Source organism: Paenibacillus ginsengihumi DSM 21568 (assembly GCF_000380965.1).
GTDB classification, from domain to species: Bacteria; Bacillota; Bacilli; order Paenibacillales; family NBRC-103111; genus Paenibacillus_G; species Paenibacillus_G ginsengihumi.
Genome location: NZ_KB905549.1, coordinates 235737 through 250130, shown reverse-complemented (window position 1 = coordinate 250130; position 14394 = coordinate 235737). Strand labels below are relative to the sequence as shown.

Genomic DNA, 14394 nt, shown 5'->3' with positions numbered 1-14394 from the left:
TTTTTAAAATGTAACGAAACGTCGTAACGCTATTTGGCCAGAAACGCTGAAACGGGTAGCCCAAAATGCCAAATAAGGCTGCTCACTTGCGTTAGAATGTCAAATCGATCGTTTCGAGCGAAATAAGCTCTCTGGCTAGCGTTAGCCCAGGCAAAACAGCACCCTGGGCTAGCGAGCATGAAGAGACGCTCCACGTCAGCGTTCGAGCTCCGCGTTAGCGCGGCCCCTCCCCGGGCACACCCCAGGCGCATGAAGCGACAAATCCTGCAAAAAATGCAACTTTTTCCGCCCCCTTTGCACAAGAGAAAGGGGAATGTTGCATTTTGTGCAACAATTTGGGGGAGTTCGGCTTCAAACCCGGAAATATCGCCCAAAATGTTGCACAAAGTACAACTTTGAACTGCAAATAGGGTTGATTGCCCCGTTTTTGTTGTACAAAATACAACATTTGCGGGCTCTCTTCAAAATAGCGCCGGGCCCGCAGCTCATTTTCATCTTCTGATGGTGCCGCACGAGTGTCGCAGGCGTCTAATAAGATATTGGGCCATAGACCAAAAGATTCAGAAAACATAGTGACTCGCTCCGGATTTTTGTGTTACAATTATCATTGATCGTGCTACTGTTTGTTTTTGTTACATACCATGTTAAATTATGTTGAATCGGAGTGAGCGAAGTTGACAAATTTACGACGCTGGCTGCCCGTCATGCTGGCGGGATTGGCCCTTCTTTTGACGATAACGGCGTGCACGCAGGCACCGCCCAAGGAAAAGGCGGCAGGCCAAGACGAACTGATTCTCGCCGTCGGCGCCGAGCCGGATACCGGCTTCGATCCTACGCTCGGCTGGGGCCGCTACGGCTCGCCACTGTTCCAAAGCACGCTGCTGAAGCGCGACAGCGAGCTGGCGATCGCGAACGATCTGGCAACGGGGTACGAGGTCAGCGAAGACGGCAAGGCGTGGACGGTCAAGCTGCGCGACGACGCGAAATTTTTCGACGGCGTGCCGGTTACGGCGGCCGACGTGCAGTATACGTTCGAGACAGCCGCCAGGAACGGCACGGTCGTCGATTTGAGCAACCTGCAGAAGGTAGAGGCAAGCGGCGAGCATACCGTCGTATTTACGCTTAAGGAGCCGCAGTCGACCTTCGTCCATATTTTGGCTACTACCGGCATCGTTCCGAAGCACGCCCACGGTAAGGACTATGCGGCAAGCCCGATCGGCTCCGGGCCGTACAAGCTGCTTCAATGGGACAAGGGGCAGCAGCTGATCGTCGAGGCGAATCCCGAATATTACGGGCCGAAGCCTTACTTCAAGAAGATCACGTTCCTGTTCCTCGGCGAGGACGCAGCGTTCGCGGCGGCCAAAGCCGGCAAGGTGGACGTCGCCTACATTCCGGCCGCCTTCAGCAAGCAGCAGGTGCCGGGCATGCGGCTGGAGGCAGTCCGTACCGTGGATAACCGCGGCATCATGTTCCCGTACGTTCCGTCCGGCGGGAAGACGGAGGACGGCAAGCCGATTGGCAACGATGTGACCGCAGACCCGGCGATCCGCAAGGCGATCAATATCGCCCTTGACCGGAAGGCGCTCGTGCAGGGCGTGCTGGAAGGACACGGCACTCCCGCCTATTCCGTCAGCGACGGAATGCCGTGGTGGAATCCGGATACGGCGGTCGCCGACGCGGATATGGAAGGGGCGCGGAAACTGCTCGCGGACAACGGCTGGCAGGATGCGGACGGGGACGGCGTGCTGGAGAAAGGGGCGCTGAAAGCCGAATTTACCCTGATGTACGCGGCCGGAGACGTTACCCGCCAATCGCTTTCGATTGCCGTCGCCGACATGCTGGAGCCGCTCGGCATCCGCATTCGCGTGGAGGGCAAAAGCTGGGACGAGATCGAAAAGACGATTCATTCCGACGCCGTGCTGTTCGGTTGGGGCAGCCACGACCCGCTGGAGATGTACAATCTCTACAGCAGCAAATATCGGGGAGTAGACTATTTTAACGCCGGATTCTACAGCAACCCGACCGTCGATGAATATATGGACAAGGCGCTGAAGGCGACGAGCGAGGCGGAAGCCAACGAATACTGGAAGAAAGCGCAGTGGGACGGCAGCACCGGCTTCAGCGCCCGCGGCGACGCTCCGTGGGCGTGGCTGGTCAACATCGACCATCTGTACCTGGTCAAGGAGGATCTCAGCATCGGCAAGCAGAAGATCCATCCGCACGGCCACGGCTGGCCGGTGACGGACAATATCGAACAGTGGCGCCGCATCGAAAATGCGCAGTAGACGCCTGCGACGCGCGATTCCTTTTGTCAACGGTCGTCGCTTGCGGGGTTGAAATTTTGGCCCGCGGCTCTTATCGCCAAATTTTCAAACTAGGCCCTCATGCCGCTTGTTCGTCACATCAGAAGATGAAAATGGGCAGCAGGACCGGCACTATTTTCAAGATAAACGCCTGTGACGAGCAATTCCTTACGTCATCGGTCGTCACCTTCGGTGCCTGAAAATTCGCCGAAGGACTTCGTCGAATTTTTCAAGATAAAAGGACAGGATTGAGCCAAAATGCTGCGGGACTTCGGCAAATGGATTGTTTACAACAGCATAAAGCTGGCGGCGCTGCTGTTTGCGGTATGCGCCGTATCGTTCACGCTGGTCAGCCTGTCGCCGATCGATCCGGTGCAAGCATACATCGGCGCCGATATGATGCGGGTAGGGCCCGAGCAGCGGCAGGCGATCACCGCCTACTGGGGTCTTGACCGGCCGCCGCTGGAGCGGTTCGGACAGTGGCTGTCGGCTGTCCTGCGCGGCGATTTCGGCACATCGATGATCTACCGCCGCCCCGTGCTTGAGGTGATCGGGGAGCGGTTCGCCGCCTCGATCTGGCTGATGGGCGCGGCCTGGACGCTGTCCGGTATCATCGGCTTCGCCGCTGGCGTCGTAGCAGCGATGAAGCGGGGGACGTGGATCGATCGCGCCATCCGCTGGTACTGCTACACGTTGGCGTCCACGCCGACGTTTTGGATGGGGCTGCTGCTGCTTACCGTCTTTGCCGTCTGGCTCGGCTTGTTCCCGGTCGGTCTCGGTGTGCCGGCCGGCGTGCTGGCCGGGGAGGTGACGGCGGGCGACCGCCTGCAGCATATGATCTTGCCGGCGCTGACGCTGAGCGTCGTCGGCGTCGCCAATATCGCGCTGCATACCCGGCAGAAGCTCGTCGACGTGCTGGGCAGCGATTACGTGCTGTTCGCCCGGGCGCGGGGGGAGAAGGGCCTGACGCTGTTCTTCCGGCACGGGCTGCGCAATGTCGCTTTGCCGGCCGTTACGCTGCAGTTCGCCTCCTTCAGCGAACTGTTCGGCGGGGCCGTATTGGCCGAGCAGGTTTTTTCGTATCCTGGGCTCGGTCAAGCGACGGTGGAAGCGGGGCTGCGGGGAGACGTGCCGCTCCTGCTCGGCATCGTGCTGTTCAGCGCCGTGTTCGTATTTTGCGGCAATCTGGCGGCCGATGCGATATATCGGACACTTGACCCGCGAATGAAGGAGGGGAAGGCGGTATGAGCCGAACCGCAGCGGTTTCCTCCGCATTTGAAGCAGAGCGCGGCCGGATGCTGAACCGCAGGAAGCGGGCTTTGCTCTGGTCGGCCGGCGCTGCCGCGCTGCTCGCCGCCGTCTGGGGCGGCGGATACTTGTTCGGCGCGGACAGCTTCGCGTCGCGGCTTGAGCTGCGAAATTTGCCGCCGTCCTGGTCGCATCCGTTCGGAACGGACTGGCTCGGCAGAGATATGTTCGCCCGCACGATCAAGGGGCTCGGCCTCAGCATCCGCGTAGGCTTGACCGCCGCCGCCGTCAGCGTCGTCATTGCCGCGGCGCTCGGCCTGGCGGCGGCGACGATGGGGAGGGCGGTCGATCGGGCGGTGACCTGGCTGATCGATCTGTTTCTGAGCGTTCCGCATCTGGTGACGCTCATTCTGATTTCCTTCGTGCTGGGCGGCGGAGCGAAGGGCGTTATCGTCGGCGTGGCGCTGACCCATTGGCCCAATTTGACCCGGGTGATCCGCGCCGAGGCGCTCTATCTGAAATCCGCCGAGTATGTGCAAATTTCGCGCAAGCTCGGCAAGTCCCGCGCCTGGGTGGCATCGCGGCATCTGCTGCCGCATTTGGCGCCGCAGCTTCTCGTGGGGCTGCTGCTGATTTTTCCCCATGCCGTGCTGCACGAGGCGTCCATTACGTTTCTGGGCCTGGGCCTGTCGCCGCATGAGCCGGCGATCGGGATCATTTTGTCCGAATCGATGCGGTACTTGTCGACGGGACTGTGGTGGCTCGCCTTTTTCCCCGGGCTCTGTCTGCTGGTCGTCGTTCGCGCCTTCGACGTGCTCGGAGATCATCTGAAGGCGCTGTCCGATCCCCGCAGCGCGCAGGAATAGCGGCCCGCGCGGGAGCCGCCCCGGGAAAGGCTGGTACGCTTAAAAAAACTACAGCGGAAGGAGGCGATGGCGGTGCCGATTCTTGAGGTGACCGAGCTGACGATCGCTTTTACTCAATACGAACGCGGTCTGCGGCAGAAGCGTATAACCGCCGTCCGGGATCTGTGCCTGTCGATCGAAGCCGGCGAGCTGGTCGCGGTCGTCGGCGCCAGCGGCTCGGGCAAAAGCCTGCTCGCGCACGCGATCTTGGGCATTCTTCCGGAGAACGCCGCGGTGTCCGGCAGCATCCGGTACGAGGGGCGGGAGCTGACGCCTTCCCTGCTGGAGAAGCTGCGGGGAAGGGAAATCGCGCTCGTGCCGCAGTCGGTCGATTATTTGGACCCGCTCATGCGGGTCGGCAAGCAGGTCAGAACAGCCGTGCGGCAAGGCGATCCGGTCCGGGCGCAGCGCAGCATTTTCGAGCGCTACGGGCTCGCGCCGTTCGTCGAAAAGCTGTTTCCGTTCCAGCTGTCCGGCGGCATGGCCAGAAGGGCGCTTGTCGCGACGGCGACGGTCGGCGGCCCGCGGCTCGTCGTCGCCGACGAGCCGACGCCCGGTCTCGACGATGCGTCTGTCCGGGAAGCGCTCGGCCGGCTGCGCGAGCTGGCGGACGACGGCTGCGCGGTCATGCTGATTACGCATGACATCGCCGCGGCGCTTGCGGTGGCGGACAAGGTCGCCGTGCTGTATGCCGGCACCGTCGTCGAGACGGCGCGGTCAGCGGACTTTGCGGGCCAGGGCGAGGCGCTGCGCCATCCGTACAGCCGCGCCCTGTGGCGGGCGCTGCCGCAGAACGAATTCGCCGCGCTGCCGGGCTTGCAGCCGCCGGCAAGCGAAGGCGCGGCGGGCTGCGCCTTCGCCCCGCGCTGCGCCGCGGCGACGCCGGAATGCGCCGCGGCCAGACCTGCGCTGCGCGAGCTGCGCGGCGGGACGGTGAGGTGCCACCATGCCACTTGAAGCGAAAGGCGTCGGCTTTCGCTACGGCCGCGGCCCGTGGGTGCTGCGCGGCGTCAGCATGGCGGTGCAGCCGGGCGAGGTGGTCGGTCTGGTCGGCCCGAGCGGTTGCGGCAAGACGACGCTCGCGCGCATTTTGGCCGGATACGAGGAACCGCAGGAGGGGACGGTGCTGCTGGACGGCGCGGCGCCGCCCGCCCGAGGGTACCATCCGGTGCAGCTTGTCTTCCAGCATCCGGAGAAGGCAGTCAATCCGCGCTGGACGATGCGCCGCATCCTGACCGAAGGCGGGATGCCCGAGGAGCCGCTGCTCCGGGCGCTGGGCATCGAGCCGCAGTGGCTGAGCCGCTGGCCCCGCGAGCTGTCAGGCGGGGAGCTGCAGCGGTTTTGCGTGGCGCGGGCGCTCGGCCCGCACACTCGCTATTTGATCGCCGACGAGATGACGGCGATGCTGGACGCCGTCACCCAGGCGCAAATTTGGCATGCGGTGCTCGACGTCGCCGCTCGCCGCGGCATGGGCGTACTGGTCATCAGTCACGAGAAGCCGCTGCTGGACAGGCTCTGCCACCGGACGGTCGACGTGAGGGCGTTCCAGTAAGCGATAGCAGGATCGTTATGCTTTTCAGCCAGAATCTTCATTCCGGCACGCCCATGCTCGCAGGTACAATGACCATGAAAGCGGATCGCAGACAGGCTTGAGATGCGATCTGATCTCTATGTGCCGAGGAGGGTTCTCATGCTGCGGGTCAATGACGGCAGCCGGAACGCCCCGCGCCTCGAGGTTCAGCAGTCGTGGTGGGCGATGGTGAAGATCGGAGAGCAGGGCAAGGAGTGGCCGCTCGAGAAGAAGTTCGAAAAGCTGGCCGAAGCGGGCTTTCACGGCATTAACGGAGCGCTGCCCGCGCCGGAGGAAGCAGAGCGGTGGCGGCGTCTGCTGGACGAATACAAGTTCAGCTTCAGCATCGGGGCGTTCCCGAGAACGGTGAGCGACCTGACGGAACTGATTCCCCGCGCCCGCGAGTTCGGCGTCCAGCACATCAATCTCCAGGTGATGGATTCGTTCGTTGTCGGAGAGGAAGCAGTTGCGCTGCTTGCGGGGCTGGCGGAGGAAGGCCGGAAGGCCGGCATGCCGGTGTTCATCGAGACGCACCGGGGCAGAGTAACTCAGGACTTGATCCGCACGGCCCGGTATGTGCGGGCGATTCCCGATCTGCGTCTGACGATCGATTTGTCCCATTATGTCGTAGCCGGGGAAGTGAGAGAAATTACGCCGCCGCTGGAAGCGCTGTTCGACGAGCTTCTGCGGCGCACGTCCTGCATTCATGCCCGCGTTTCCAACGGGGAGCAGGTTCAGGTGGATGTCGGACCCAATGGCGAGCATCCGATGTTCGGGCATTTCAAGCGCTGGTGGCTTAAAGGGATGGGATATTGGCTGCGGGAAACGCAGCCGGGAGACGTCTTTCCGTTCGTTACCGAGCTCGGACCACCGGACTATGCGATCACCCGGTCCCGGGACAGCTTCGGACAAAGAGAGGAAATATCGGACCGCTGGCAGCAAGCGCTTCTGCTGAAAAATACGGCGGAGGAGCTGTGGGCGGAGCTGCACGCAGGCGCCTAGTTTTTTGTCCCGCCCGTATAGGCTAAAGACTCATATACAGTGACCCCCGCTCCGCGATGCCGCGGACTTATGCGGGGGTTCATTTTATTTGTATAGATGTAAAAATTAAACTTGCGAATGCGCCGATCATAGGCTTTTGGTGCACCCGGCGCGATATTTTCCTTTGCAAGCTGCCGTAAAGCAAGTATAATTAAATTAATGATTTGTAAGCGTAAGTAAATCATTTGTAAAATATAAATAAATATTTAGAATCGAGTCTTCAAGACTATGATTTTGATTGAGTCCTATTATATTGGGCTACAAATAGTTACATTTTCCGACTCGCGCTTGATAGCCAAGGGATCATTTTTATGGTACTAATTAATATGTGTTCTTACAGACAAGGCAGGCGGTGAAAGATGATTTCTGTGGCACGTATTCTCACGTACATCGTTGAGTATTTTGCATCATTGTATTTTACGCTCACTTTATTTCGGCTGGCCTACAATAAAGAGATCGTGTTCAAAATTTTTGCCATCACCACGGTCATGAGCTGTCTGTTTTATTATTTTTCCGAGATTGCCAACATGAAGCCGATCACCATTCTCTTTCTTCCCATGTTTGTAATTGTTTCGTGCACGGTCGTTTTTGGGACGCCGATCTTTTACTCGTTTCTGCTCGGATTTATTTTTACAACAGTCGGGTTCATCACGGAATTTGCCGTAGGGATTTTGGCCGAATTACTCGGGGTTACCAGCGTCATGAATATATCGTCCTCGATATTTCACATGACCTTCGTTCAACTGGTCACATCCATTATCTTGTTCGGCTTGACCTATCTTATCAACTCTCGCAAATTCGGATTCATGTTCTTGAAGAGGCATATGCAGGGCAGGACGGCGCTGACGCCGTCGAATTTTATCGTTGGCGGTCTGCTCGTATTGACTTGGGCCGCTGTCCAGATCAACCTGTTTTTCCTGGAAAAAGAGAACTACTCGATCATACATATTGCGACTTTTTTTGTTATCCTCGCCACGCTGCTTGCTGCACTGTTTATCGCATACAGGCACAATAAGCGAATTCTGAATCAACGATATAATAATTCGGTGGGGTTGATAAACAATGAGAAAAGCAAACGTTATCGATAGGGCTGCGGTCCGGTTGGCCGAATTTATCAAAGCAAACAATCCTCAGTCGGCTTCTGTAGAAGTTTTGACATATTCATCAATAATTGCGATTAATACGATTTTGGCATTGCTAATTTCGCTAATAGCATGTATAATAACTGGTAATACAACAAATTTCTTCATAGTGGTGGCAATCTTTACCTTGTTAAGGTTTTTGACCGGAGGCGTGCACCTAACATCATCGTTAACGTGCTGCATTGCAACGATTGTATGCTTCCTTGCCATCATTCATCTGAAGTTTGATTTTTTGTACCTGGGGCTTGTACTTAACGCTTTTTCGCTATACATATTTATTTTAAGAGCTCCCAGTGGAATCGACGAAATTCGCGAAGTGAAGCCGGCGTACAAGCTGGCGATCAAGATTGCAGCTTCGCTGTTCGTCCTCAGCAATTTTTTTATTCAAAGTTCTTTATTAGCATCGGTCTTTTTTGTACAAGCTTTGTCTTTGACAACAACTTGTGCAAAATTGATAAAAAAATTTGAAGGAGGCTTATTCAATGAAAGTGAAAACGATTTTGGCAGTAGGTCTTAATGCCCTGTTGGTTCCTCTGGCTCTGTTGTCGTTGCCGACAACCTTCTCGTTTTATTGGCATAAGCCTGCCGTACCTCAAGAGTTGCTGAAGAAATAGGGGCAATAGCAACAAGAGAGAACTTCTATATAAAAAGAATCTGTTATTAATAACAGATTCTTTTTATTTGTAAAGCTTGAAGTCGACACGGAACGGAAGGTGCCTGTGAACAGAAATTATATATACATATTGATTCTTTTTGTCTTGTTCGTCGGCCCCGGGCCGATCGCATTGTTTATTAACCGGTATACGGCCGCTTTCGTGCCGCTGCTCAGTCTGATGGCGGTCGTCTATTTGCTTCGGCGGGAGATGGCGGCAGCGGATTGGAACGCGGTGTTGAAGGATAAGGCCAATTACCGCTGGACCTGGTTTGCCATCAAATACGGCATCATCGCACATGCTGCGAATACGGTGCTTATGTCGCTGCTGCTCGGCGGCCAAAATCCCGAGGTCCGGATGGATGACCTGCTCGGGGAGTATTTGATCATGCCGTTTGTCGTGATTGCAGTCGCCCCGGTGATCGAAGAAATTGTATACCGCAAAATCTTGTTTCCTTTTTTCGAGAAAAAGACGGGCTTTTGGATCGGGGCGCTTCTCTCGTCCGCGTTATTCGCGCTCGGGCATCTCGATCCGGCGCGGATTCCTGCCTATTTTGCGGTTGGCCTGCTCCTGTGCTTCGCCTACAAAAAAAGCGGGACGATCGCCGTCCCGATCTTCGTTCATATTACGCTCAACTTGTTGTCCGTCATCGCCCGGACGATTGCGGCCCCTTAAGCGATAGGTTAGTCTGCGGACGCGGCAATTTCGGAAGTTTACTAGAGTGAATATGAAGAATATGCTATAATCGACGGTATGGACTGAAATCGCGAGTGGATGTTTTCGGACCACGGCGCAGCTTCCCGAAAGGGGGTGACGCCGATGGTCGCACTTGTGGCGTTGCTTGACGTGCTGCGATGGATAGCTGCGATATTAAGCCTCGTGTTTAGTATTCGGAAGCTGTACCGCCTGCTGCGCAAAAAGTTTCGAAACAAGCGAAAACCCACCGCTAGATAGGTTGGGAGCCTAAACGGTAGGTTTTCGTTTGCAAATTCGTTTTGCATGCGCGCCGTGGTGATCCACAGCCTTTCAAGTCCTGAGAGTCTTTACCGTTCGCAGCGGTAAAGGCTCTTTTCAGTATACGGCTTTAAGCGCAGAACTTATACAGCAGTTTCCAACGGTACAAGTTGTAATTGACTACGCCTAACAGTAGGTTTCAAGTTTATTTTAACACGTCACCCGTTGTCATGCAATGTGCGAAGGCTTCTCTATGTATAGAGCCGCTTGAAGAGTTCTGTCCATTCCGGTTTATAAGATTATGAATAGTTCGGGGTATTGCCAGCTGCATACTGGCATTACCCCCAGAGGCGTGCCAATCCGAATTTCCCTTAGAATCGTCACCGATTCTGTATTATATTATGCAGAGAATTCACAAGTGTACCTGGAAATTAGACCCCAATCCGTTTCGGAAAAACTTGAAAAATTTACTAGAGTGAACATAAAGGATATGCTATAATCGACGGTATGGACTGAAAATCGCGAGTGGGTGTTTTCGGACCACGGCGGAGCTTCCCGGAAGGGGGTGACGCCGATGGTCGCACTTGTGGCGTTGCTTGATGTGCTGCGATGGATTGCTGCGATACTAAGCCTCGCGTTTGGTATTCGGAAGCTGTACCGCCTGCTGCGCAAAAAGTTTCGAAACAAGCGAAAACCCACCGCGAAGTAGGTTAGGAGCCCAAGCGGTAGGTTTTCGCTGAAGCAGTTTTGACTTTAGCGCGCCGTGGTGATCCACAGCCTTTTCAAGTCCTAAGAGTCTTTACCGTTCGGCAGCGGTAAGACTCTTTTCAGTATACAGCTTAAAAAACTAATCTTATACCGTTAATTTTACCATGTCAGACAATGCCGTGCAACGTAAAAAGGCTCCTGCGGCGATTTGTCCTTTCAAAGAGTAAGGCGCGGGTAGAAGCCGTCATCTTAAGCTTCTTAAGCTGCGTTAGCGTTTCCGGTTCGAGCGCTTCAGACTGCCGACGCGATGCAATGCCCTGACCGCGCTCCGTTTTTACAAAATCCGATCATTTCAGCAAATCCATACAGGATTTTTTAGGATTAAATCGAATAAATATTTTTAACGGAGGTTTGTCCGAAAAGATATGGAGGGAAAGCGATGAAAAGTACCGGTATTGTTCGTTTGGTCGACGAGTTGGGGCGCGTTGTGCTGCCTATCGAGCTGCGCCGAGTGCTGGAAATAGGGGAGAAGGACCCTATCGAGTTTTTCGTGGATGACAGCCGGATTATTTTGCGCAAATACCAGACGCAGGCGTGCTTGTTTTGTCAATCGGCAGATGACTTGACGTATTTTCGAGGCAGATTTGTTTGCAGTTCTTGTCTGAATGAAGCGCGGCACCTTGTGAATCCCGAACTGGCTATGCAGGAGTCTGCGGCAGCAACGGAAAGCGAGCCGGTAAAGCCGAAATCGGGCAGAAAAGGGAATGGGGCCGAGCGGCTGGCTGAAGTGATGCGCTCCTATCCGGACGCCACCCAGACGGAATGGGCCCGAATGATCGGGATCACTCCGGGGCGCGTAAGCCAAATTTTGCGCAAAGGCAGCATATCCTAATATGAGCAGGCTGTTCTTCCAGGGATAGCCTGCCATTTGTTGTAATAGTATAAGGTTCTTGTTCGGCGTTCGATCTTTACGCCCGTCCGACTTCCGCCCGGGAAGCGAGCGGGCGTTATTCGTTTCGGCCGCGATTCTTTCGAACTGCATAAGGCCGGCGATCGTGCGATCGTGCATTTCGCTGACATGAGCAGCAGAATACATTATGGTTTTGGCAGAATCGTTTATTTTCGTCCGCAACGGCTTGTTTTAAGATGAAGAGATAGCGATGCGGCAGGCCCATCCCTTTGACCTCTTCGCAAGTTCCTCCATTCGCACAAATATTACAATAAACGGAATTTTATGTTCGGGAGCGTCAACAATTTCAATTCTTATGTTACAATAAAATGAAAGTGCTAACATTGCTAAGGTCAATTCTATTGCTTCTATATGTTCTATTGATTTTATTGATTTTATTGCTTCTATCGCTTCTATCGCTTCTATCGCTTAGGTTGATCCTATAGAAAGGTGGTATATCCCGTGCCGGGAACAATGAAACAGCGCTTGCGGCAAGTCGGGGCTTTCTTTTACGGCGGGAAAGGGAAGTTTTATCGGAAAAGCCTCATCCTCATTCTTATCGTTACCGGCATTCCGGGATTGATCATGGGCGGGTTGATTTACTGGTTCTCCGCCGGCCGCATCGAAGCAGAGATGGTGCGGCTGCACGAGAACCAGATCGAGCGGCGCGCGGCGGATGTGAACGACGAGTTTGCCAGGCTCGAGCTGTCGTTGTCCCATTGGGCGTTCGATCCGAAGTTCGACCATTCGCTGAAAGAGGCGGACTTTCTCAAGCAGTTTCAAAAAACGAAAGAGATTACGTTAACGTTGGGCATCATGCAGGGCTCGGCGCCGATTACGAAGCGTATGGAATTTTTCGTCGAAGGCAAGGCGCCGGTCTTTTTCAACCCGGAGTTTAACATTCTAATGCAGGACAAGGACATCGAGCTGTACCGCCAGCTGCTGACGGATGGCCCGCTTGTCCACTGGACAACGCTCCCGTCGGGCGCTTCCTCCTACACGAACGATCTGGCGTTGATTCATAAAATGCCGGGAGGCACGTCCCAGCCATTCGGGGTCATAGTCGCCCGCCTGGACCGCGACAAGGTGTTCAGCCTGCTCAAAACGCTCAATCCGCTGGACGAGGGAGAAGTGTTTCTCATGCGCGAGGACGGAAGCGTCCTGCTGTCGACCGACAGCGGACAAGCTTCCCCTTCGCCGCTGATGGAACAGCTGAGAACCGCCGTGCTGGAGGCCAAAAGCGCCGGCGGCCGAACGTCGTTCGCCATGGACTGGGACAACAGCTCTTACTCGGTCTCTTTCGGTGAGTTCGACCGGGTCGGAACGAAGTGGATCTACGTGTCTGCGGCGCCGCTTAGCATCATCACTTCGCCGGTCGTCTTCGTCTCCAAGGTGATCGTGATTGTCAGCCTGGTCGTTCTGGCGCTGGCGGCGGTGCTGGCGTGGATCGCTTCGCGGAGAATCTATTCTCCGCTGGAGCGGCTTGTCCGGCTGCTTGCCGGCGAGCAGGGCGAGCCGTATCGCGGTCTGGAGGATGAATTCAAGCTGATCGAGCGGCAGTGGCAGCATTTGAACCGGGAGAGCCTGACGCTCCAGACGAAGCTGGAAGCCCAGCTTCCGCAGGTCAAGGAAGGCTTTCTGATGCAGCTGGTTCACGGCTATCTGGCTTCCTATACGGAGGATGACCTGACCGAGCGGATGAAGCAGTTCGGCTGGCAGACCGAAGGCCGCCAATATTTCGTGATGCTCGTCCAATTGACCGGCATGACCATGCTCGACCGGGCGGGACGGTTCTCGCTGGAGGACGAAGGGCTCGTAACGTTCGCCGCCGCCAATATTATCGAGGAGCTGGCGCGGGAGCGCTTCGCCGAATGCGACGTCATCAACTTTCACGATCTGACGGTCGGCCTGCTGATCAGCACGGAGAAGGAGAGCGGACGCAGAGACGAGCTGTTTGAAATGGGAGATGCCATCATTCAGGCCGTCGACCTGATTCTCAAAATGCAGGTCACCGTCTCTGTCGGAAGTTCGACGGAGTCGATCAAGCAAATTCCGTTTCTGTTCGGGGAGGCGAGACTTGCGCTTAGCTTGCGCAGCTTCGGGGAGGGGCATCAGATGATCGATCTGGAGGCGGCGGCGCAGGAGGAACGGGCAATATTCCAGTATCCTTTTGCGCTGGAGCGGGAGCTGATTCAGGCGATGCGGATGGGCAACCAGGAAGAGGCCGAGCGGCTGCTGGACGAATTCCTCGGCGCGCTCACGTCCGACGGCTCCAAGGAGCTTGACGTGCAGCAGGGCGTATTCAATCTGCTTGGCAGCCTCGAGCATGCGATGATGCAGTCAGGCGTCAATCCGAACCAGCTGTTCAAGGGCGCGAACCGTTTCGAGCAGCTGGCGCAAATGCGAGAGACCGAGCGCATCCGCGACTGGTTCGCCTCCAAAGTCATCTCGCCTTATATCCAGGAGACGGCGCGCGCTTCCGGCTCCCAGATCAAGCGGACGATCGAGCGCGCCATGCAGTATATCCAAGACAACTACCACCGCGACATTTCGCTGGACGATTGCGCGGAGCATTGCGGCACGAACGCCTTCGTGCTGAGCCGTTCCTTCAAGCAGGTGACAGGCAAAAACTTTATCGATTATTTAACCGAACTCCGCGTGGAGAAGGCGAAGGAACTGCTGCGCGATTCGGAGCGAAAAATTAACGAAATCGCCGAGCAGGTCGGTTACCAGCACAGCTATTTCAACCGTATTTTCAAAAAGTACGAGGGCGTGACGCCGAGCCGCTACCGCGAGATGGTCCGGCAAGGCTGAAGCCTCCCCCAATCCGCCGGAAATCCGCAGCTGGCGGGCGTTTTGCCTACTCCATCAAGAAAGTACAAACGCTGCAATATCGGATTATTCGAGCGCCGCGGGGCGCT

General features: G+C 56.0%; 13 protein-coding genes. All 13 read left to right on the top strand.

All coding sequences use genetic code 11. From position 1 onward, the window contains the following. The first annotated feature begins 313 nt into the window (after window positions 1–313). Window positions 314–502 carry a hypothetical protein gene (locus F591_RS33495; protein ID WP_019532992.1) on the top strand — a complete coding sequence of 63 codons (189 nt, stop codon included), beginning with the start codon at window positions 314–316 and terminating at the stop codon, window positions 500–502. A 172-nt stretch (window positions 503–674) separates the two neighbouring features. Beyond that, window positions 675–2285, top strand: coding sequence for an ABC transporter substrate-binding protein (locus F591_RS0102420; protein ID WP_019532991.1), 1611 nt, complete (start codon window positions 675–677; stop codon window positions 2283–2285). 276 nt (window positions 2286–2561) lie between these two features. Further along, window positions 2562–3551 carry an ABC transporter permease gene (locus F591_RS0102415; RefSeq protein WP_019532990.1) on the top strand — a complete coding sequence of 330 codons (990 nt, stop codon included), beginning with the start codon at window positions 2562–2564 and terminating at the stop codon, window positions 3549–3551. Further along, entirely contained in the window at window positions 3548–4417 is an 870-nt protein-coding gene (locus F591_RS0102410; RefSeq protein WP_019532989.1) for an ABC transporter permease, read from the top strand. The genes F591_RS0102415 and F591_RS0102410 overlap by 4 nt, the downstream gene beginning before the upstream one ends. 66 nt (window positions 4418–4483) lie before the next feature. After that, the gene (locus F591_RS0102405; RefSeq protein WP_019532988.1) at window positions 4484–5413 is read left to right on the top strand and encodes an ABC transporter ATP-binding protein; all 930 of its coding nucleotides are present in this window, start codon (window positions 4484–4486) and stop codon (window positions 5411–5413) included. Next, window positions 5403–6008, top strand: coding sequence for an ABC transporter ATP-binding protein (locus F591_RS0102400; protein ID WP_019532987.1), 606 nt, complete (start codon window positions 5403–5405; stop codon window positions 6006–6008). Before F591_RS0102405 ends, F591_RS0102400 begins: the two co-directional genes overlap by 11 nt. Window positions 6009–6146: 138 nt before the next feature. After that, window positions 6147–7028: a sugar phosphate isomerase/epimerase family protein gene (locus F591_RS0102395; protein WP_019532986.1), complete on the top strand. Its 882-nt coding sequence runs from the start codon at window positions 6147–6149 to the stop codon at window positions 7026–7028. Window positions 7029–7426: 398 nt separating this feature from the next. Then, the gene (locus tag F591_RS0102390) at window positions 7427–8155 is read left to right on the top strand and encodes a hypothetical protein (RefSeq protein ID WP_019532985.1); all 729 of its coding nucleotides are present in this window, start codon (window positions 7427–7429) and stop codon (window positions 8153–8155) included. Continuing rightward, window positions 8130–8726, top strand: a complete 597-nt coding sequence (locus tag F591_RS29915; protein ID WP_083935263.1) for an accessory gene regulator B family protein — start codon at window positions 8130–8132, stop codon at window positions 8724–8726. Before F591_RS0102390 ends, F591_RS29915 begins: the two co-directional genes overlap by 26 nt. A 202-nt stretch (window positions 8727–8928) precedes the next feature. Further along, complete coding sequence (locus tag F591_RS29385) at window positions 8929–9537, top strand: CPBP family intramembrane glutamic endopeptidase (protein ID WP_019532982.1); 609 nt, start codon at window positions 8929–8931, stop codon at window positions 9535–9537. 853 nt (window positions 9538–10390) lie between these two features. Continuing rightward, a complete protein-coding gene (locus tag F591_RS33215; protein ID WP_019532980.1) occupies window positions 10391–10525 on the top strand; it encodes a hypothetical protein in 135 nt (44 codons plus the stop codon). A 438-nt stretch (window positions 10526–10963) separates the two neighbouring features. Then, window positions 10964–11416, top strand: coding sequence for an AbrB/MazE/SpoVT family DNA-binding domain-containing protein (locus tag F591_RS33210; RefSeq protein WP_019532979.1), 453 nt, complete (start codon window positions 10964–10966; stop codon window positions 11414–11416). Between the two features lie 519 nt (window positions 11417–11935). Next, the gene (locus F591_RS0102355) at window positions 11936–14287 is read left to right on the top strand and encodes a helix-turn-helix domain-containing protein (protein ID WP_245580961.1); all 2352 of its coding nucleotides are present in this window, start codon (window positions 11936–11938) and stop codon (window positions 14285–14287) included. Window positions 14288–14394 lie beyond the last annotated feature (107 nt).

What these genes read in the sequence shown, in the direction of transcription:
- F591_RS33495 (WP_019532992.1), top strand. Translation starts at nt 314, where the DNA reads ATGTTGCATTTTGTGCAACAATTTGGGGGAGTTCGGCTTCAAACCCGG.
- F591_RS0102415 (WP_019532990.1), top strand. Translation starts at nt 2,562, where the DNA reads ATGCTGCGGGACTTCGGCAAATGGATTGTTTACAACAGCATAAAGCTG.
- F591_RS0102410 (WP_019532989.1), top strand. Translation starts at nt 3,548, where the DNA reads ATGAGCCGAACCGCAGCGGTTTCCTCCGCATTTGAAGCAGAGCGCGGC.
- F591_RS0102405 (WP_019532988.1), top strand. Translation starts at nt 4,484, where the DNA reads ATGGCGGTGCCGATTCTTGAGGTGACCGAGCTGACGATCGCTTTTACT.
- F591_RS0102400 (WP_019532987.1), top strand. Translation starts at nt 5,403, where the DNA reads ATGCCACTTGAAGCGAAAGGCGTCGGCTTTCGCTACGGCCGCGGCCCG.
- F591_RS0102395 (WP_019532986.1), top strand. Translation starts at nt 6,147, where the DNA reads ATGCTGCGGGTCAATGACGGCAGCCGGAACGCCCCGCGCCTCGAGGTT.
- F591_RS0102390 (WP_019532985.1), top strand. Translation starts at nt 7,427, where the DNA reads ATGATTTCTGTGGCACGTATTCTCACGTACATCGTTGAGTATTTTGCA.
- F591_RS29915 (WP_083935263.1), top strand. Translation starts at nt 8,130, where the DNA reads ATGAGAAAAGCAAACGTTATCGATAGGGCTGCGGTCCGGTTGGCCGAA.
- F591_RS33215 (WP_019532980.1), top strand. Translation starts at nt 10,391, where the DNA reads ATGGTCGCACTTGTGGCGTTGCTTGATGTGCTGCGATGGATTGCTGCG.
- F591_RS33210 (WP_019532979.1), top strand. Translation starts at nt 10,964, where the DNA reads ATGAAAAGTACCGGTATTGTTCGTTTGGTCGACGAGTTGGGGCGCGTT.